At 52.0% G+C, this 17587-nt stretch carries 23 protein-coding genes; 2 read left to right on the top strand and 21 right to left on the bottom strand.

Annotation, left to right across the window (positions count from 1 at the left end; all coding sequences use genetic code 11):
- Positions 1-45: 45 nt before the first annotated feature.
- The 19 genes from yajC to ACJJI0_RS03470 all read right to left on the bottom strand — a co-directional run bounded on the left by yajC (position 46) and on the right by ACJJI0_RS03470 (position 15005).
- Complete coding sequence (yajC, locus tag ACJJI0_RS03560) at positions 46-378, bottom strand: preprotein translocase subunit YajC (RefSeq protein ID WP_020415218.1); 333 nt, start codon at positions 376-378, stop codon at positions 46-48.
- 115 nt (positions 379-493) lie between these two features.
- The gene (locus ACJJI0_RS03555; protein ID WP_020415217.1) at positions 494-940 is read right to left on the bottom strand and encodes a helix-turn-helix domain-containing protein; all 447 of its coding nucleotides are present in this window, start codon (positions 938-940) and stop codon (positions 494-496) included.
- 422 nt (positions 941-1362) lie between these two features.
- On the bottom strand, positions 1363-1839 hold the full coding sequence (bcp, locus tag ACJJI0_RS03550; RefSeq protein ID WP_252081827.1) for a thioredoxin-dependent thiol peroxidase: 477 nt from the start codon (positions 1837-1839) through the stop codon (positions 1363-1365).
- A gap of 82 nt (positions 1840-1921) precedes the next feature.
- Positions 1922-2443 carry a DUF2244 domain-containing protein gene (locus ACJJI0_RS03545; RefSeq protein WP_444884695.1) on the bottom strand — a complete coding sequence of 174 codons (522 nt, stop codon included), beginning with the start codon at positions 2441-2443 and terminating at the stop codon, positions 1922-1924.
- A gap of 394 nt (positions 2444-2837) precedes the next feature.
- Positions 2838-3818, bottom strand: coding sequence for a malate dehydrogenase (locus ACJJI0_RS03540; protein ID WP_252081829.1), 981 nt, complete (start codon positions 3816-3818; stop codon positions 2838-2840).
- Positions 3819-3949: 131 nt separating this feature from the next.
- Positions 3950-4573: a dUTP diphosphatase gene (locus ACJJI0_RS03535; RefSeq protein ID WP_444885910.1), complete on the bottom strand. Its 624-nt coding sequence runs from the start codon at positions 4571-4573 to the stop codon at positions 3950-3952.
- Positions 4574-4601: 28 nt separating this feature from the next.
- Positions 4602-5378 (bottom strand): TatD family hydrolase, encoded by a 777-nt coding sequence (locus ACJJI0_RS03530; RefSeq protein ID WP_444884694.1) that lies wholly within the window; start codon positions 5376-5378, stop codon positions 4602-4604.
- A 7-nt stretch (positions 5379-5385) separates the two neighbouring features.
- Positions 5386-5739: a PilZ domain-containing protein gene (locus ACJJI0_RS03525; protein WP_020415211.1), complete on the bottom strand. Its 354-nt coding sequence runs from the start codon at positions 5737-5739 to the stop codon at positions 5386-5388.
- A gap of 128 nt (positions 5740-5867) precedes the next feature.
- Positions 5868-6887, bottom strand: a complete 1020-nt coding sequence (locus tag ACJJI0_RS03520; RefSeq protein WP_444884693.1) for a DNA polymerase III subunit delta' — start codon at positions 6885-6887, stop codon at positions 5868-5870.
- A gap of 67 nt (positions 6888-6954) precedes the next feature.
- Positions 6955-7575: a dTMP kinase gene (tmk, locus tag ACJJI0_RS03515; RefSeq protein WP_252081832.1), complete on the bottom strand. Its 621-nt coding sequence runs from the start codon at positions 7573-7575 to the stop codon at positions 6955-6957.
- A 5-nt stretch (positions 7576-7580) separates the two neighbouring features.
- Entirely contained in the window at positions 7581-8645 is a 1065-nt protein-coding gene (gene mltG, locus ACJJI0_RS03510; RefSeq protein WP_286036962.1) for an endolytic transglycosylase MltG, read from the bottom strand.
- Positions 8639-9370, bottom strand: coding sequence for an aminotransferase class IV (locus ACJJI0_RS03505; RefSeq protein ID WP_444884692.1), 732 nt, complete (start codon positions 9368-9370; stop codon positions 8639-8641). Before ACJJI0_RS03505 ends, mltG begins: the two co-directional genes overlap by 7 nt.
- A 79-nt stretch (positions 9371-9449) precedes the next feature.
- Positions 9450-10691 carry a beta-ketoacyl-ACP synthase II gene (fabF, locus tag ACJJI0_RS03500; protein ID WP_252081834.1) on the bottom strand — a complete coding sequence of 414 codons (1242 nt, stop codon included), beginning with the start codon at positions 10689-10691 and terminating at the stop codon, positions 9450-9452.
- 195 nt (positions 10692-10886) lie between these two features.
- A complete protein-coding gene (gene acpP, locus ACJJI0_RS03495) occupies positions 10887-11123 on the bottom strand; it encodes an acyl carrier protein (RefSeq protein WP_152453358.1) in 237 nt (78 codons plus the stop codon).
- Positions 11124-11345: 222 nt separating this feature from the next.
- Positions 11346-12101 (bottom strand): 3-oxoacyl-ACP reductase FabG, encoded by a 756-nt coding sequence (gene fabG / locus ACJJI0_RS03490; protein ID WP_444884691.1) that lies wholly within the window; start codon positions 12099-12101, stop codon positions 11346-11348.
- Between the two features lie 45 nt (positions 12102-12146).
- On the bottom strand, positions 12147-13091 hold the full coding sequence (fabD, locus tag ACJJI0_RS03485; protein WP_252081836.1) for an ACP S-malonyltransferase: 945 nt from the start codon (positions 13089-13091) through the stop codon (positions 12147-12149).
- A gap of 52 nt (positions 13092-13143) precedes the next feature.
- Positions 13144-14190, bottom strand: coding sequence for a phosphate acyltransferase PlsX (plsX, locus tag ACJJI0_RS03480; protein ID WP_444884690.1), 1047 nt, complete (start codon positions 14188-14190; stop codon positions 13144-13146).
- A gap of 3 nt (positions 14191-14193) precedes the next feature.
- Positions 14194-14388, bottom strand: coding sequence for a 50S ribosomal protein L32 (rpmF, locus tag ACJJI0_RS03475; RefSeq protein ID WP_252081838.1), 195 nt, complete (start codon positions 14386-14388; stop codon positions 14194-14196).
- Positions 14389-14462: 74 nt separating this feature from the next.
- The gene (locus ACJJI0_RS03470; RefSeq protein WP_252081839.1) at positions 14463-15005 is read right to left on the bottom strand and encodes a YceD family protein; all 543 of its coding nucleotides are present in this window, start codon (positions 15003-15005) and stop codon (positions 14463-14465) included.
- Between the two features lie 107 nt (positions 15006-15112).
- Between ACJJI0_RS03470 and ACJJI0_RS03465 the strand changes: the two genes are divergently transcribed.
- Positions 15113-15712, top strand: a complete 600-nt coding sequence (locus ACJJI0_RS03465) for a Maf family protein (protein ID WP_444884689.1) — start codon at positions 15113-15115, stop codon at positions 15710-15712.
- Here the strand turns inward: ACJJI0_RS03465 and ACJJI0_RS03460 are convergent.
- A complete protein-coding gene (locus tag ACJJI0_RS03460; RefSeq protein WP_444884688.1) occupies positions 15702-16346 on the bottom strand; it encodes an HAD-IA family hydrolase in 645 nt (214 codons plus the stop codon). The two genes, ACJJI0_RS03465 and ACJJI0_RS03460, sit on opposite strands and share 11 nt — an antisense overlap.
- Before the next feature lie 12 nt (positions 16347-16358).
- Positions 16359-17354, bottom strand: a complete 996-nt coding sequence (gene rluC, locus ACJJI0_RS03455; RefSeq protein WP_444884687.1) for a 23S rRNA pseudouridine(955/2504/2580) synthase RluC — start codon at positions 17352-17354, stop codon at positions 16359-16361.
- On the opposite strand from rluC, the gene ACJJI0_RS03450 reads away from it, so the two are divergent.
- Entirely contained in the window at positions 17353-17544 is a 192-nt protein-coding gene (locus ACJJI0_RS03450; protein WP_252081843.1) for a hypothetical protein, read from the top strand. The two genes, rluC and ACJJI0_RS03450, sit on opposite strands and share 2 nt — an antisense overlap.
- Positions 17545-17587 lie beyond the last annotated feature (43 nt).

The raw sequence follows: 17587 nt of genomic DNA, 5'->3' as shown, positions 1-17587 counted from the left end.
CCGGGCTTTCCAATCTGAATCACTAAAAAATCTAGTAAAAAGCTATCAGATCTTCTTTATCGTGCCCTTGGGCAAAACAGCATGAACTGCTACTTTCTGGAACTTCAAAGACATATTGTCTGCAACTTCCAGCACGATGTAATCTTCGTCCACCTTGTCTACACGACCCAGCATACCGCTGCTCATCACGACTTCGTCACCCTTTTTCAGTGCACCAACCAACTCTTGATGCTCCTTCTGGCGCTTGCGCTGAGGACGGATGATAAAAAACCACATGAAAGCGAACAGGCCCGCAAACATCAACAGGGTGATCATGGGGTTACCCTGTGGCGCCGGTGCCGCTTGCTGTGCCATGGCGGAGGGGATAAAAAAGCTCATGCAAAACCTCAAAGAGTCAGCCTATAAAATTGCCGCCAACTCTAACGGGTTTCCCCTGTTGAGGCAACGGATTGGGCCGATCAACAGGAGACCGGCCTAACCAATTCGCACTCACTTAAAAGCGTTGACGCACCTGACGGCGATAACCAGTTGGCGACATACCGGTCCAGCGCTTGAAGGCACTGGTAAAGCTGGTCCGATCAGAAAAATCCAAAATCCTTGAAATTCCGTCAACACTCAGGGCGGTATCTTTGAGGAAGTGCACCGCGTGGCGGAAGCGCACGTGGTCACGCAGTGAGGCAAAGCTCAAGTTATGCTCCTGCAAACGACGCTGCAAAGTCCGGGTGGACATGCTTAAGTCGGAAGCAACGGGGCGAATAGCGAGAGAAGCCTTACCAATGCGCTGTTCGAGCACATCGATGACTCTGGCAGCAATGCCAAAGCTGGTAGCTTCCGGTGGGGCCAGCAGCTGGTCGAGAATATTCGGGTCGCCGGATATTCGGGCCTGCTGCAGGGATTTATCTTCAGAGAGCGAAGTCTGGTCGGGCTGAGTATGGTTCATCGAGCTGCTCCTTTTGAGTTCCGTGAGCCGCAGTTATTTTTCTATGTCCGCATCCAGCGAATCCCGGTTGCCCCTGCCCACACCAACACACCTACAACTTCGGCGGACTACTACTCGATGCGGGATGCACCAAAAACAGACATCGAATCCTTCACAGAGATGTACAATTTTTAAACTAACCGCTCCGGCAATACCCAAAGAGAAACACTCTCTCGCCGGCGCACCTTTCCTTTACATCTGCCAGTATAGACCAAGAATTGAGAATGCAAGGGACGACAGTGGTTTTTTTCATCTTATTGTGCCGCAGAAGACAAAATTGAATGGTCCCGGTACGCAATTTCAATGAAAACTCAAGGAAATTCGGGGGCCAGAGGCTACCCTACCCCCTTAGAAAGAGTTTGCAGAAGCTGTGTAACAGATAATCAATCCAGATTTTCAGCCACCCAGCCAAGCACATCATCACTGTGGGTCTTGGTTTTCACTTTGTCGATAACATGGCGTAAGCGTCCACTTTTGTCGATGATAAAAGTTGTCCGGATTAGCCCCATATACTCTTTGCCCATAAACTTCTTCAGCCCCCAGCAACCGTACTTGTCCGCAATCTTGTGATCCTCATCGGACAGGAGGTCGAAGTTCAGCTCATGTTTATCAATAAATCGCTGCAACTTAGCTTCTGGGTCTGGGCTCACACCGAGAACAACAGTGTCTAGCTCCTTGAACGCATCGGCACTATCCCGGATACCACAAGCCTGTGTTGTACAACCTGGGGTCAGTGCCTTTGGGTAGAAATAAAGCACAACATTGCTTTTTTCGCGGAAATCTTTCAGTGAAACCTTCTCTCCGCTTTGGTTTGTCAGTGTGAATGCCGGTGCCAAATTGCCAATTTTGGGAAAAGACATAAGAAATCCCCTGAAGTGTTGGTTTAAGTTTTGGGGGGATTATAACGAAAAGTACTAACTGAAATGCCAAGAACTCCATCATTCAAAACTGGTGCAGGCGAAACTCCTTCTCCCTGCGCGCAAAAATGCCTATTTTCCTCAGCTTTTGCACTAACTCTGCCTTCTCTGCATCGGTCAAAAACTCACCTACCTCCAGGCATCCTTCTGGACCGCTAAAGGTCACCGAGGCAGGCTCAGCCGGACTGTTACCCATCCTCACCAGCAAGGCAAGATTTCCCCGTGAGAACTCCCGATGATAGACAGATTGCTGGCGGAACCCTTTACAACAATCTAACACAACCCTCTCATCGCTAATGCGGATTACTTCGCGACGGGTCCCTTCTAGGTAGACATAGGTGAATAAAACTGCAAGTAGTAAAATTTCCAACCCTGCAAATGGCAGGATCATCCAAGCCCCAGCAAAGGCAAAAGCCAAACTAATACCAAGGGAAACACCAACCAGGGAAAAGAACACCCAAAGATTTCCCGTTGCCGACAGGGATTGATTAGGCTGAAGAAGAATACAGGCGCATCGAGGGGCTTGGCGGCCGACTTCTGTGACCATGGCAAATACTTCCAGACAATACTTACCTAATCAGTGTAGTGCCGCCGCCATCAGCCCACACTCGTATAACGACCCGCCAGTATTCAGGCCACCCCACTCTATTTTAAATACCATTAGCAAAAGTCACTCTATTAAGCTGCGGCTAAAGGAACCCTAATCTAGCCTTTCTGAATAAGCCACTGTTGGCGGGATTGAAATAATAAGAGGAGATGCCCTCACTTGGTATCACTTACTTCTTACTTGAAATACGCAAACTTTTTTATCTGGACTAGCTGGCGATTTTATAGCTACAGCGAAGTCAATAAATCAGCGACGAAGAGCCAAATAAAAAAGCCCACACACTGGTGCGGGCTTTTTAGACGAACCAGCCATCAAGGCCGGTCAATCGACAGGGTTAGGGCAGCAGGTGAGCGACTGCATCACGCTCTTCCGCCAACTCCTGTTCGGTCGCAGTCATCTTCTCGCGGGAGAAGTCGTTGATGTCAACGCCTTGAACAATTTCCCAGTCGCCGTTTTTGCAAGTGCAAGGGAAAGAGTAAATCAGGCCTTCCTGAATACCGTAAGAACCATCGCTGAATACAGCCATGCTGGTCCAGTCACCCTCAGCGGTGCCCAGGGCCCAATCGCGCATATGGTCGATAGCAGCATTGGCAGCGGAAGCCGCAGAAGAAGCACCGCGCGCCTTGATAATAGCTGCACCACGCTGTTGAACCGTCGGGATGAAGTCGTTTTCGTACCACTCCTGCTCCACTTTATCCATCGCCGCAGCACCGGCAACCTTCACTTGGTGTAGGTCTGGGTACTGAGTCGAAGAGTGGTTGCCCCAAATAGTCATATGGGTGATGTCGTTAACGCTGGAATCAGTTTTGTTCGCCAGCTGGGACAGAGCGCGATTGTGATCCAGACGGGTCATCGCGGTGAAGTTACGCGGGTCCAGGTCTGGCGCATTGCGCTGAGCAATCAGGGCATTGGTGTTAGCCGGGTTGCCAACAACCAGTACTTTTACGTTACGAGAAGCAACGTCGTTCAGGGCTTTACCCTGTGCAGAGAAGATAGCAGCGTTAGCTTCCAGCAGGTCTTTGCGCTCCATACCCGGTCCACGGGGACGCGCGCCGACCAGCAAAGCATAATCTGCATCTTTGAACGCAATAGTAGCGTCATCGGACTGAACGATACCCGCGAGCAGCGGGAAGGCGCAGTCTTCAAGCTCCATAGCAACGCCTTTCAGCGCTTCTAGTGCCGGGGTAATTTCCAGCAGCTGCAGAATAACTGGTTGATCTTTACCCAGCATCTCGCCGGAAGCGATGCGGAACAGCAGCGAATAGCTGATCTGACCGGCAGCGCCGGTAACAGCAACACGAACAGGTGCTTTCACGATAGTTCTCCTCGTTTGTAAGCGGCCGCATTATAGGGCCTCTTGAGCAAATTTCACCTCAAGCGGAGCAATTCTCAACTCAATTTGCCTAACAAAACTTTAATTTTTTATAAGAGACGCCAAAAAAAGGCTCAAGCCGAGGCAGCTTCCCGGTAACGTTGCTGCAAAATACGATAAACCTGCTCGCTGTAATCTACTGCCGAGGCATCAAGCTCAGCGGCGATTTCCGCTAAGTGCTCATTGTCTTCACGTCCGCCCCAGTTCTTCACATAAGTTCCTTCTTTGTACCCGTTATCCTGGCGGAATCGATTGAGTACGTTCTTTCCTACATAACGTTGATACAGTTCAGTAAAAGGCATCTCTGTGCCGGCAAGAAGCTGCGCAAACCCTGGCAGATCGAATTGTTTACTTGCCAAGGTGCTCAAAGTAAAGGCCTCCAGATCTTCACGAAAATCACCGGGCTCTCGCTGGCCAGCCTCTAATTCCTTAAGCATCTTTTCAGCGACTTGGGCCGGAGAGCCCTGTTGCAGCTCAAGACTCAGGCCAAAATGCCAGATATCCACCAGCTCCAACTTTACCTGGTCGATATCCGGCTGCTGCTTTTTCCACCACTTCCAGCCGTAATGATCCAAGAGTTCCGCGCTTTCTACCCAGATCGCGCGATACCAGGCAAAATTTTGCGCACGCCAGTTTTTGTTAACAACGGTATTAATTTCGTCCTGCAGGGTCAGCATGACCTGCAATTGTTGCTTCATCATATAGGGAACTTCTAACTAGCCGGGCTTAGGCAGCCCGAGGAAATAATCGGAGAAAGTTTTCTGTAGTGATTTCAGCCAGCTGCTCGTATGAAATTCCGCGCAACTCAGCAATAAATTCGGCTACTTCTCGCACATAAGCCGGGATATTGGGCTTGCCACGATAAGGAATCGGTGCAAGGTAGGGAGAATCTGTTTCCACCAACAGGCGATCGAGGGGCAGTTTGCGCGCAACATCGCGCAGATCCTCAGCATTTTTAAATGTCACAATACCGGAGAGGGAAATGTAATAGTTAAGATCTAATGCGGCCTTGGCCATCTCCCAGCTCTCAGTGAAGCAATGCAATACACCGGCTGTTTGTGGGTTTCCGTACTCTTGAATCAACTGAATTGTATCTTCACGAGCATCGCGTGTGTGCACAATAACCGGCAACCCCACCTGACCTGCGGCCTGCAAGTGAGCAATAAAGCTCTGCTGTTGGGTCTCTTTGGTGTCCGTACTGTAATAATAATCAAGACCAGTCTCCCCAAGTGCCACTACCTTGGGACGCTCAGCCATCGCGATCAGTTCGTCCACCCCAGCGAGACCGGATTCAACATCCAGAGGATGTATTCCAACAGAGCAGACAACATCCTCATATTTTGAGGCGATTTCTACGACGGCATCTGCATTTTCCAGACTGATACCAACACATAGGAATTTCCCAACTCCTCGGCTGCGTGCGAACTCCAAGACTGCATCCAGATCGCCATCAAATTTATCGAGCTTCAGTCTATCCAGGTGACAATGAGAATCTACGAGCATGTGAAAATTACAACGTGTGAGTAGGTCGACTGGATTCAAGGGTGCCAGCCAGGTAAGTTTCTATCTTGTTTTGTGCAATGTTGTCCTTGTCACCAAACTGAACGCCAATACCCGGCGTACGGTTTCCCTGGGCTCCATTAGGGGTTATCCAGATAACCTTGCCTGCCACCGGAATTTTTTCCGGCTCATCCATCAAGCTTAACAACAGGAATACTTCATCGCCGAGGCTATAGGATTTATCCGTGCTGATAAACAAGCCACCATTTTTTACAAAGGGCATATAAGCGGCATAGAGAACCGACTTATCCTGGATTTTCAGCGATAGGATGCCGTTTCGGGCACCGCCTCCCATGGCTTTCATGCTCAACCTCAATGTTTTAAATGTTGCGCTAACTTATCTGAGCGTACTGTTTCTGTCCAGAACACTACACGTTCCCGGTAGAAAGAAGCTTAATGCCCCCGCGTGTGGTTACGGCTTTACATTTCTCATTAAGCAAAAAGCCTAGACCACCGTATCATCAACTCCTCCAGCAACAAGCGACGATTGGGATTCGCTCCACTCGCAAGCCCCTTACGCGCCTGAACGAGGTGATCGTAAAAACCAAACAGTGGGCGCAAACTGCCTTGCCCTATTCCTGGGAACCTCTGAAGAAGGGTCATAACCTGAGTATCGCCAGTGGAATCACAACTGCGCACCCTAGCCATTTGGGCAACCCACTGCTGCCAAAATTGAATAAGCTGGGCCAGATCTGCAGGCTCGGGCGGAGTCTCCCAGCGACCTGCAGCTGCCACAGCCCTTGCACTACCCCGAGCTAGGGCAATTAGCTCCTCCAGAAAGCGCTCCCGAACTTCCTCACATTTTGGCTCGGCCAATTGCGCAGCCAACAATGGCGCCCCACCGGCCAACGCCAGGGCCTTGGTTGCCGCACCTTCCTTCAAACCATATCCATGCAGCCACTGCAATGCCATTTCTGCAGAAGGGGATGGAAAAGCAACAGCTTGGCAACGACTGCGAATTGTTGGCAGTAAACCTGCGGGAGAGTCACTGACCAGAAGGAAAATCACTGATGCCGCAGGCTCCTCCAGGTTTTTTAATAGCGCATTGGCCGCATTGATGTTCATAGCTTCCGCTGGCGCCAGCCATACCAAGCGCGCCCCCCCGCGCCCACTGGTGCGGGAGACAAAATCCCCCAGCTGGCGAATCTGTTCAACCTTAAGCGGACCGCCTACCTTTTCAGGCTCTACCCGAAGAAAATCCGGGTGCGACCCCGCCTGCCAAAGGTGGCAATCCTTGCAACTTCCACAGGCCTGCCCTTCTCTGGGCTGCTCGCACAATACCAGCGCAGAAAAAGCCTCAGCAAAAGCGCGTTTGCCAAGACCAGGCTGGCCACTCAGTAATAGGGCATGAGGGCATCGACCAGCGCGCCACTGGGTACCAAGCCGTTGCCACTGTTCCGTTTGCCAGGGTAGTAAAGAAGGAATAGGGGTATGTTCAGGTACTTCAGACACTGCCAATTGCCAAATTTGTAACTGGAAACTTCACCACACTCGTGGTGACCATATTTTAAAGCGTGCATCAAAGAAGCCGCTGTAACTCCTGCCCCAGCTGTTGCTGGACCTGCACTAAAGGTTGACTAGCATCAACAACGGCATAGCGCGAAGGGGCTGCCTGAGCACGTTCACGATAAGCTTCACGCACCCGGTGGAAGAAAGCCAGCTGCTCACTTTCAAACCGATCGGCAGCTCCAGTACTGGCAGCGCGCTGTAAACCTATTTGCGGGTCCAAATCTAAAAGAAGCACCTTATCAGGCCGCAAATCTCCTTGCACATCATTTTCTAAGCGCTCGATTAGAGCCCTGTCAAGCGCTCGCCCCCCACCTTGGTAGGCATAAGTAGCATCGGTAAAGCGGTCACAAATCACCCAGTCACCCCGTTCCAAGGCCGGGATAATCACTTTCGCCAGATGTTGTGCTCGAGCGGCAAAAACCATAAGCAGCTCCGCCGTGGGATCAACAGCCTCGTCACGCTTAGCTAGTAGCAACTCCCGCAGCTGCTCAGCCAGGGGAGTGCCACCCGGCTCGCGGGTTTGAATAAATGGAATATTACGATCAGCTAACCACTGGGTAATAAACTGCAGGTTGGTAGACTTGCCAACCCCCTCCCCGCCTTCCAGGGTTATAAATTTTCCGCGCGACACTATTTCTAATTTCCTTTTGCCGGACTGGAGCGGTAATCCGCTCGCCTTTTCAACTGATACTCCCGCACCGCACGGTTGTGCTCTGTCAGAGTGGCTGAGAAATGATGGGAACCATCACCCTTACCTACAAAATACAGGCTTTTGCCGGGCTTTGGGTTCAGTGCGGCGCGGATAGCCGCGCGTCCCGGCAGTGCAATTGGTGTAGGGGGGAGCCCATTGATTACATAAGTATTATACGGGGTTGGCTGGCGAAGGTGTGCTCGGGTGAGGTTACCATCATAGTCTTCCCCCAGCCCATAAATTACGGTGGGATCGGTTTGCAAGCGCATACCCATATTTAGGCGCCGCACAAAAACTCCGGCAATTTGACTTCGCTCGGAAGGCTGACCAGTTTCCTTTTCAATCAACGAAGCCATAATCAAGGCCTCATAGGGCGTTGCGTAAGGGAGGCCATCCTCTTTTGCCTGCCACTCTTCATCCAGCACGCGCTGCATACGTTCATACGCTTCGCGTAAAAGCTCAATATCTGTAGTCCCAGAGCGATATACATAGGTATCTGGGAAAATCCAACCTTCCTCAGCACCCTCTTTCAGGCCAAGAGCCCTGGCTGCGGCACTCACACTACTGCCAGCCTCAGATCTAACAACCCTCTGCCCCGAGCGAATCTTTTGCAGCGCCTGCCGGAAAGTCCATCCCTCGACTAAAGTAAGTCGATAAATGGTAACGTCACCCCGATTTAACCGGGTAATTAAATCCACTGCCGTACTTCCGCTGGGTATCAGATACTCACCAGAGTGGATATCGGTTTTGCCCTCCCAATAGGCATAGGCAAGAATCAATCGCGGCCAGCTAATCACCCCGTCACTTTTCAGTTTCCGCAAGGTTCCAGATAAGCTGCTGCCTTTTTGCACTTGGAATTGCAGGCCCTTTTCTCCCACAGCCAGTGGAGACGCTAGGGCCATCTGTAACATCCACAGAGAGGCTCCGCCCAATAAGGCAACGAGGAGAAAACCACTAAACAGGATTTTCCAAAACTTGAAAGGAGAACTTGTCCGCTTTTTCTTTACCACAATGTTTCCATGATCAAATGCTGCAACCCTCGAACACCAGCCCCGATCGACCAACGTTGACGACCGATAATCTCGACAACCGGCAATACCCCGCGCACGCTGTTACACAATGCTACTTCATCAGCCCCGCTCAGATCCCGAATTTCTAAATCTCGCTCCTGCCACTGAATCTCACTGGATAACCAGTCCCGCATGACGCCCCGGACACCACAGCGATGCAAATCAGGCGTTATCCAGGTATTACCAAAGCGAGCCAGTAAATTACAGCGCAAGCTCTCGATAACCCTGCCCTCACTATCTAACATCAGGCCATCGATACGCTCCCCGTCAGGAAGCTCAGATTTCGCCTTATTATATCGATTGCGACATAGAAGTTTGCTGCCTAAGTTCCTACTTTTTGAAAGTGGTAGATAGGTCTTACAGGGGTAAAGTCGAACTCCAAGTTCAGTCTCGGCAGTCAACTTTAGCGGCAACAAGGACAGATCCCAGCACCACTCACCACCAACCGAACCCAGCCGCAATCGGGCGATAGCCATTTTCTGGTTAAGCTGCTCAACCAACCGGGGTATGCACTGATCAATCTCTTTAAGGAGCAGCTCATCCAAACCAGCATTCCGGGCCAGGCGCTCTCGGTGTAGCGGCCACAGCGGCAACCTTCCGTTGTGACAGCGCATGGTTTCGAGGATTCCATCTTCGTAACTCTCATCAGCAGGCAAGCTCAGCACAGGTCGGCTTCTGAGAAAAAATTGTGGCAATTTGCACATATCAGGATGGGAGTTGCCCACCCAGAGGCGGGCAGACAGATCAGGTTCGCTTGAAGATTAATGAACCATTGGTGCCACCAAACCCAAAAGAGTTAGATAGTACCGAATTAATTACTCTAGGCTGGGCCTCCTGAGGCACTAGGTTGATATTTTCACAAGCCTCGTCTGGGTCATACAAATTGATTGTTGGCGGTGCCATTTGATCGCGCAGAGCGAGGACAGAGAAAACTGCTTCAAGAGCTCCTGCAGCACCGAGAAGGTGGCCAGTCATAGACTTTGTAGAACTTACCGCCAGCTCCTCTAAAGAATCTGCAAAAACCTCACGAACAGCCTGAATTTCAGCCGTATCTCCCAATGGCGTAGAGGTGCCATGTGCATTGATATACTGGATATCAGCAGCATTCATACCGGCGTCATTAAGCGCATTCTGCATGGAGAGTGCAGCTCCAGCACCATCTTCTGGAGGCGAAGTCATGTGATGGGCATCGCCACTCATACCAAAGCCTGCAAGCTCTGCGTAAATCTTTGCGCCGCGGGCTTTCGCGTGCTCGTACTCTTCCAGGACAAGTACCGCGGCTCCCTCTCCCAGCACAAAACCATCTCGACTTTTATCCCACGGGCGACTGGCCGTTTTGGGGTCATCATTGCGCGTAGAAAGCGCCCTGGCCGCACAGAAGCCACCGAGCCCAACAGGTGTAGTGACCATTTCGGCCCCGCCACATACCATAACATCCGCATCGCCATACTGAATGGTCCGCATGCCCAATCCCAGAGCATGGGTGCCAGTAGTACAGGCTGTTGTGACGGCGAGATTTGGGCCCCGAAGACCAAATTTTATCGACAAATTGCCAGCGACCATATTGATGATGGCACCCGGCACAAAAAATGGTGACACTCGTCGGGGGCCCTTGTCGGCAATTAACAGGGCATTATCTTCAATAGCCAAAATGCCTCCCATACCGGAACCGATACAGGTCCCCATACGCGACGCATTCTCTTCATTAATTTCTAGACCGCTATCTTCCATTGCCTGATTACCCGCAACCAGGCCATATTGCAAGAAAGTGTCCATCTTGCGCGCATCTTTTGCGGCTACATAAGGAGTCGGATCAAAATCTTTCACCATAGCGGCGAAGCGGGTTGAGAACGCCGAAACATCAAATGACTCTATTGGAGCAGCTCCACTGACGCCCTTTAGGATGCCAGACCAAGTCTCCTCTACGGTGTTTCCCAGCGGGCTCACTGCGCCCATTCCGGTTACAACAACTCTTCTGTGCGACACTGCGGTCCCCCCGAAACTCTTACTGCCACTGCTCTCCCTTCAATCTAAGTACGAAGGAATCAACACTAGAACAGCAGTCACAATTCCATAGTGCAAATATAAAGAGAGCCGCGCTATGTAACATAGAACGGCTCTCAGAAACGCTTGGCTACGCACAGTAATAAAACTGTTCGCGCCTAAACCACCCAGCAGGAATTAACCAAGGTTGTCCTTGATGTAATCAATTGCCAGCTGAACAGTTGTGATTTTCTCAGCTTCTTCGTCGGGGATTTCGGTTTCGAATTCCTCTTCCAAAGCCATTACCAACTCAACTGTGTCGAGTGAGTCCGCGCCCAGATCTTCAACAAAAGAGGCTTCAGGCTTAACGTCTTCTTCCTTCACGCCCAGTTGTTCAGCAACGATCTTTTTAACGCGCTCTTCAATGCTGCTCATGATTCAATTTAACTCCTAGTGGGTAAAAATCTGTTTTAGTCGCTATTGTTATTTCGCCAATCCAATTAACAGCGATAACGACCGGCTCACACAGCTTTTGGATAATTCAGAGGCCATTGTACCCCAAGTTTTTAGGGTTGTAATGCACGGCTCTGCGGCACCATCAGCAAATACAAAAAACTTTTAAAAATCAATAGGTTATTGAAATATTTTCAACGTACCTCAGGCCATATACATGCCGCCATTGACATGTATCGTCTCCCCCGTGACATAAGCTCCGGCATCACTCGCCAGGAAGGCCACAACAGAGGCAATCTCTTCAGGCTGCCCCAAACGACCCAGAGGGATCTTACCAAGAAGTGCCTCGCGCTGCGCCTCAGGCAGCACTTTGGTCATATCGGTATCAATAAAACCCGGGGCGACCGTATTCACAGTAATGCCGCGAGAGCCGATCTCTGCAGCCAGGGACCGAGCAAAACCCGCTACTCCAGCCTTGGTGGCCGCGTAATTGCTCTGACCCGCGTTGCCCATGCTACCCACCACGGAGCTGATATTGATGATACGCCCCCAGCGCGCCCGAGTCATATCTCTGAGGCAAGCTTTTGTCATACGGTAGACAGCGGATAAGTTTGTCTCGATCACCGAGTCCCACTCATCATCTTTCATGCGCATGAGCAAGTTGTCTTTTGTGATTCCCGCGTTATTAACCAAAATGGTCGGCGCCGCAAAATCATTTTTTACTACTTCTAGCAGCCCAGCGATACTATCCGCACTGGTGACATCAAGTACCATACCTGCGCCATTGAAGCCCTGCTCGGCGAAACGCGCACTAATTTTTTCGGCACCGCCAGCACTAGTGGCAGTACCAATGACCACTGCACCTTGGCTGCCCAACATATCCGCAATTGCTGCACCTATGCCGCGACTGGCACCAGTGACCAGGGCAACTTTGCCCTCAAGGGAGGTCTTCAGACTCATACTTGCTTTATCCTTATTTGACCATTGCCATCGTGCCTGAGCAACTCAGGCAGCTGTAGATCTCAGCGCCTCATTAAAGCTGCTGGGAGTGTCTATACCGTGACAAACGGCACTCCGATCAATACGTTTAATGAGACCAGCCAGCACCTTACCCGGACCACACTCGACCAGCTGGGAAGCACCATCGTTTATCAGCTTTTGCGCACAGGCAGTCCAGCGAACCGGACTATATATCTGCTCAATCATCAAAGCCTTGATCTTCGCGGGGTCAGATTCAGTTTCGGCATGCACGTTGTGTACAACAGGGATTTGCGGGGCACTGAATTCTGCCGCCTCGATCTGAGGGGCGAGCTTCTCCGCTGCCGGACGCATTAACTCAGTATGAAATGGCGCACTCACCGGCAAAGGCATGGCACGCTTTGCACCGGCCGCTTTACAGGCATCTATCGCCCTTTCCACAGCAGCACTATTGCCTGCAATTACGATCTGGCCCGGAGAGTTGTAGTTCACCGCAGCCACCACTTCACCTTGAGCGGCTTTAGCACAGAGCTCTCCCACCACATCATCATCAAGCCCAATCACTGCGGCCATAGCTCCTGTACCCACGGGTACAGCTTCCTGCATCAGGCGGCCACGTTCACGAACCAGGTGGACAGCATCTTTAAAAGCCAGGACACCGGAACACACCAATGCCGACCACTCCCCAAGACTATGCCCTGCCATGCGAGCAGGCACCGCACCACCACGAGCGCGCCAATGGCGATAGAGAGCAACACTGGAGGCTAAAAGAAGAGGTTGCGTACGCTGGGTAAGATTGATTGCTTCCTGCTCACCATTTTGACAGAGATCCCAGAGGTCATATCCCAGAACTTCTGAGGCTTCAGCAAAGGTGGATTGGATTTCAGGGGCCTCCTGAGCAATTTCGGAGAGCATGCCGATCTTTTGAGATCCCTGCCCCGGAAAGACGAATGCAAGCGCGGCATTGGTCATAAGATATCCTTAAACCTGTTTGGCAAATTTCAGTAGGAGGGAGGTGTAGTATCTACCCCATTTCCTTTGAGTTTCGCTCGCCAGCTTGTACCAAGGCGGCGCCAACTCTGGCAGCCAAATCGGCATCGGCACATTCTTTTGCCGTCACCATAGCCCGGTAAAAAGCTTCGCTGCTGGCACCCCCGTGACTTTTAATCACGTTGCCCTTCACCCCTACAAAGCTGGCGCCATTATAGCGAGCGGGTTCCACCTGTGTGCGCCATTTTCGCAACAGCTTTATGGCTAATTGGCCAAAAAAACGTTTGAAACACCCCTTCTTCTCAATGGTGAACGCTTTTTGACCCATCAGTCTAATCACGCCTTCGGCGGATTTCATGGCAACATTTCCCATCAAACCGTCGCACACAACTACATCGACAGCCCCGGTAAAGATGTCGTGCCCCTCCACAAAACCCACATAGTTAACCTGTGGATCCCCCTCGAGGAGCTCGGCCGCCCTGCGTATTTCAGCAGTACCTTTGTGCGCCTCGGCACCAATATTCAGCAGTGCAACCTCAATGTCCGCACGCGGAACGCCAGTGTGGAGATGCTGAGCCTCAATACCCATACGCGCAAACTGCAGTAGATCTTCCGCGCTGCACCCCACATTTGCGCCGAGATCCAAAAGGTAGCAGGAACCGTGCCCTGAGGGTACAGACTTGCCCAGTGCCGGCTTGCGAACGCCCTCAATATTACCCAGAACACTGCGACTTAAGGCCAAAAGGGCGCCGGTATTTCCAGAGGTAACCATTGCCTGGGCACTACCTTCCGCCACAGCTTTTAGAGCTTGGGCCATGGTGGAGTTGCGCTTATGGCGAACCGCCTGCAAAGGGTTGCACTCTTGGGTAACAACCTGCTCACAAGGGATGATTTCAAGGCGATCGGGAATTTGGGCGTGGCGCTGCTCGAGGAGCAGAGCTTCTAATTGTGCGCGCGGGCCGAAAAGTTTCAACTGCGCTTCAGGGAAGTTTTGAAGAAATCTAATACAGGCCGGAACGACAGAGCGGGGACCTAAGTCCCCGCCCATTGCATCCACGGCCAATCGCAATTGGCTGGACAAAGCTTACTCTTCTTCGGAGCCGCCGCCGATGTCGATCACCTTGCGACCACGGTAGAAACCATCTTTGGTCACGTGGTGGCGACGGTGCTTTTCACCAGTAGTCGGGTCTACGGAGAGAGTTGCACCGGCGCCTAGCGCGTCGTGTGAACGGCGCATACCGCGACGGGAACGAGTCTTCTTGTTTTGTTGAACAGCCATTGCTAGCTCCTAAAATAAACAAATTTCGCTGGAACCGGGGCGCCTACCGGCGAGCCCAAACTCTAAGAGAAAATCTAGGATTTTCCCGAAGAACCCTTCAACTGCTCCAGCACTTTAAAGGGGTTTTCCCGTTGCTCACCCGCTTCAGATGCCTTCTCACCAATATGGAAAGTCTCCTTGGAGACACACTCCTCATCGTGATAAGCCACCATCGGCAGATTGAGCAAAATTTCATCTTCGAGGATCTGGTGCAAGTCCAGCTCATCGCCATCCTGAATCACCGGATCCAAGTCTTTGGGAAGAGCCTTGCCCTGCTCTTCAGACCAAACGATACCCCAGCAAAACTGCGCCTCGAGCTGCTCGCCCACAGGATGCAGGCAACGCTGGCATAACAAATCCACCGTGCAGTGCACCTTACCGCTAACAGTGAGGTGATTTTGCAGGTCGCGGCCAAATTGGATTTCAGCCTCGACCTCCCCTTTCACAGACTCAACGGCTTCACGTAGTCGCTGCAGTGACTCCAGAGGCAAAATACCTTCCAGATACTGCTCGCGCTGCACCAATTTCCGAGCGTCAACGCTCTTAGGCAATACTGATTTAGAGGGGGCTATCGACATAAGCGCGCAATTCTATGGACTCACCCTACCCTTGTCAAAACAATTCAGTCACTGCAGTATCGCTCGGTCACAAACTTTGACCTAACAACCATGGAACCGCCCAAATAATGGCCTCCACACTGATACTAGCTTCCAGCTCCCCCTACCGCAGGGAGCTACTGAAGCAACTCCACCTCCCCTTTCAGACCGCGTCTCCCCACATAAATGAAGATGCCAAGCCAGGGGAGGCCGCTGGCGCCCTTGCCTTAAGGCTCGCACAGGAAAAATCTCGCGCTTTAATGCGAGACAACCCCCAATCCCTGATCATCGGCTCCGACCAGGTTGCAGAATGCCGGGGACAAATTCTGGGCAAGCCCGGTAATCGCGACAAAGCCATTGCTCAATTACAGGCCTGCTCCGGCAACAAAGTTACCTTCCATACAGGGCTGTCTTTGCTGGAAAGCGCAAGCAACCGCCAAGTGAGCACCGTGGAAACCTTTACAGTGTATTTCCGGCCACTCAGCCTTCCGCAAATTGAAAAATATATTGAGCTGGAAGAGCCCTACGATTGTGCAGGCTCATTTAAAGTGGAGGGCCTCGGTATAGCATTATTTGAAAAGCTCGACGGCACCGACATCAACACTCTTATAGGTTTACCCCTAATTCGCCTGGTAGATCTGCTCGGCGAATTTGGTATAGATCCACTGAAATCAACTGCTAAGAGCTAAGCGGCGGCCAACCCAGCAACCCGGAAAAGTCATCGATAATCGCCTGGGGATTACACTCCCGCAGGCGACTTGGGCAATGAGCGCCATAGCTAACCCCCACGGCGGGCATACCAATCGCTGCCGCCATCGCCAAGTCATAAGTGGTGTCACCAACCATCACCGCATCATCAACACCGCAGTCAACTTCAGCTAGCAGCTCACTCAGCATCAATGGGTCTGGCTTGGAAGCAGTTTCATCTGCACAGCGGCTCGCTATAAATAAGTGCCCCATGCCATGCTCTTCAAACTCCCGACTGAGGCCTCGACGACTCTTCCCAGTGGCGACCGCCAACTGATGCCCCTGGCAAAGCAACGCATCCAAAGTATCTAAAACCCCATCAAATAAAGGTAGGGGCTCCACTCGCGCCGCCATCCACTCTTCTGAGTAGAATTGCTTCAAGGCTTGCCGATCTTTATCAACAGCCTCAGGAAAAAGAGTGGCCACCGCCTCCGGCAAACCCAATCCAATAATATTGCTCACCGCTTCAGGAGAAAGCGCCGGCAAACCAACTCGCGCCGCCGCGCGCAGCATGCAGCTAACAATCCGCGTCTCGGAATTACAAACAGTGCCATCCCAATCGAGAATAACCAGCATCGCCGCGCCCCTTTACTCGTCTCGCAACTTCTTTAATAGCGCTTGCATTTCAGTGGGTAGCGGCGCTTCAACATGCACATCGGTGCCGTCTGGAAGCGTGCAGCGCACAGAAGCCGAGTGCAGGAAAAGACGCTTAAGGCCTCGCTCACGAAACGCACGGTTATCCTCATCACCGGTGTACTTACTATCACCCGCCAGGGGACAACCAACAAACTGGGCGTGCACACGAATCTGGTGGGTGCGCCCGGTTACCGGCTCTGCGCCCATCAGTGTTGCCGCTTTAAAACGCTCCAACACCTGGAAGCGCGTCTCGGAAGCCTTTCCATCCTGATGCACCGAGACCATTCGTTCACCACTCTTGAGGGTGTTTTTACGCAACGGGGCTTCAACAACCCTCCTACCTCGCGGCCATTTACCTACCGCCAGCGCCAGATAAGACTTCCCAATCCCTCCGCCCCTTAGTTCCGCCTGCACATGCTGTAAAACATTACGCTTGCGCGCCACCATGATCGCACCGCTAGTATCCCGGTCGAGGCGATGCACAAGCTCAATAAACGGGCTCTGCGGATACATCTGCCGGAGCACCTCAATCAAACCGAGCCGGACGCCGCTACCGCCATGAACGGCAAGGCCGGCAGGCTTATTGATCACAAGCAGTCCCTTGTCATCATAAAGTATCGAGTCGTGCACCAACTGGCGCAGCTGCTCTCCAGCATGGGGGGGAGGAGCCTGCTCTGCCGCACGAATTGGCGGCACACGCACCACATCGCCCGCCGCGAGCTTGTATTCTGCCTTTACCCGTCCTTTATTTACCCTTACCTCACCCTTGCGCAGGATTCGGTAAACGCGTGAACGGGGCACACCTTTTAGGCGTGCCTGAAGGAAATTGTCAATCCTCTGCCCAGCCAGCTCTTCAGGCACAGTCAAAAACTGCACGCCACCAGAGGGGTTCCAGGTATCAGAGGGAGTGTCGGCCGCAGCCGTTTTCAGGGGAGGTGTACTTCGCATGACGCGCATCATAGCGCCGCCGCAAGGACAATTGAAGCACCTCCCTGCCCGTGCTATATTCGGCCGGCCTGAATTCGGCTGGTTTTCGGTCATCGGCGGCTTCCCACATGAAGAAATAGCCATGGCTTCGGAGAAAATACTGCTGTTCGGCCAGTGCGCGGGCATACCCGTGTTATTGATAAAAACTTAGCTGATGAGCACTCCCCAAAACGAGAATCTCAAGGGGGCCTCAC

It is taken from the genome of Microbulbifer mixtoriginis (SeqCode), assembly GCF_052466695.1.
The sequence above is the reverse complement of the archived record's forward strand: the minus strand, read 5'-3'. Positions and strand labels throughout refer to the sequence as shown.

Coding starts and splice junctions, on each gene's coding strand:
- ACJJI0_RS03545 (WP_444884695.1), bottom strand. CDS start 2,443: ATGGTCACAGAAGTCGGCCGCCAAGCCCCTCGATGCGCCTGTATTCTT.
- ACJJI0_RS03530 (WP_444884694.1), bottom strand. CDS start 5,378: ATGCTCGTAGATTCTCATTGTCACCTGGATAGACTGAAGCTCGATAAA.
- rpmF (WP_252081838.1), bottom strand. CDS start 14,388: ATGGCTGTTCAACAAAACAAGAAGACTCGTTCCCGTCGCGGTATGCGC.
- fabG (WP_444884691.1), bottom strand. CDS start 12,101: ATGAGTCTGAAGACCTCCCTTGAGGGCAAAGTTGCCCTGGTCACTGGT.
- ACJJI0_RS03450 (WP_252081843.1), top strand. CDS start 17,353: ATGACGCGCATCATAGCGCCGCCGCAAGGACAATTGAAGCACCTCCCT.
- ACJJI0_RS03460 (WP_444884688.1), bottom strand. CDS start 16,346: ATGCTGGTTATTCTCGATTGGGATGGCACTGTTTGTAATTCCGAGACG.
- fabD (WP_252081836.1), bottom strand. CDS start 13,091: ATGACCAATGCCGCGCTTGCATTCGTCTTTCCGGGGCAGGGATCTCAA.
- rluC (WP_444884687.1), bottom strand. CDS start 17,354: ATGCGAAGTACACCTCCCCTGAAAACGGCTGCGGCCGACACTCCCTCT.
- ACJJI0_RS03525 (WP_020415211.1), bottom strand. CDS start 5,739: ATGAAAGCCATGGGAGGCGGTGCCCGAAACGGCATCCTATCGCTGAAA.
- acpP (WP_152453358.1), bottom strand. CDS start 11,123: ATGAGCAGCATTGAAGAGCGCGTTAAAAAGATCGTTGCTGAACAACTG.
- bcp (WP_252081827.1), bottom strand. CDS start 1,839: ATGTCTTTTCCCAAAATTGGCAATTTGGCACCGGCATTCACACTGACA.
- ACJJI0_RS03535 (WP_444885910.1), bottom strand. CDS start 4,573: ATGAAGCAACAATTGCAGGTCATGCTGACCCTGCAGGACGAAATTAAT.
- ACJJI0_RS03555 (WP_020415217.1), bottom strand. CDS start 940: ATGAACCATACTCAGCCCGACCAGACTTCGCTCTCTGAAGATAAATCC.
- ACJJI0_RS03470 (WP_252081839.1), bottom strand. CDS start 15,005: ATGTCGATAGCCCCCTCTAAATCAGTATTGCCTAAGAGCGTTGACGCT.
- ACJJI0_RS03465 (WP_444884689.1), top strand. CDS start 15,113: ATGGCCTCCACACTGATACTAGCTTCCAGCTCCCCCTACCGCAGGGAG.
- yajC (WP_020415218.1), bottom strand. CDS start 378: ATGAGCTTTTTTATCCCCTCCGCCATGGCACAGCAAGCGGCACCGGCG.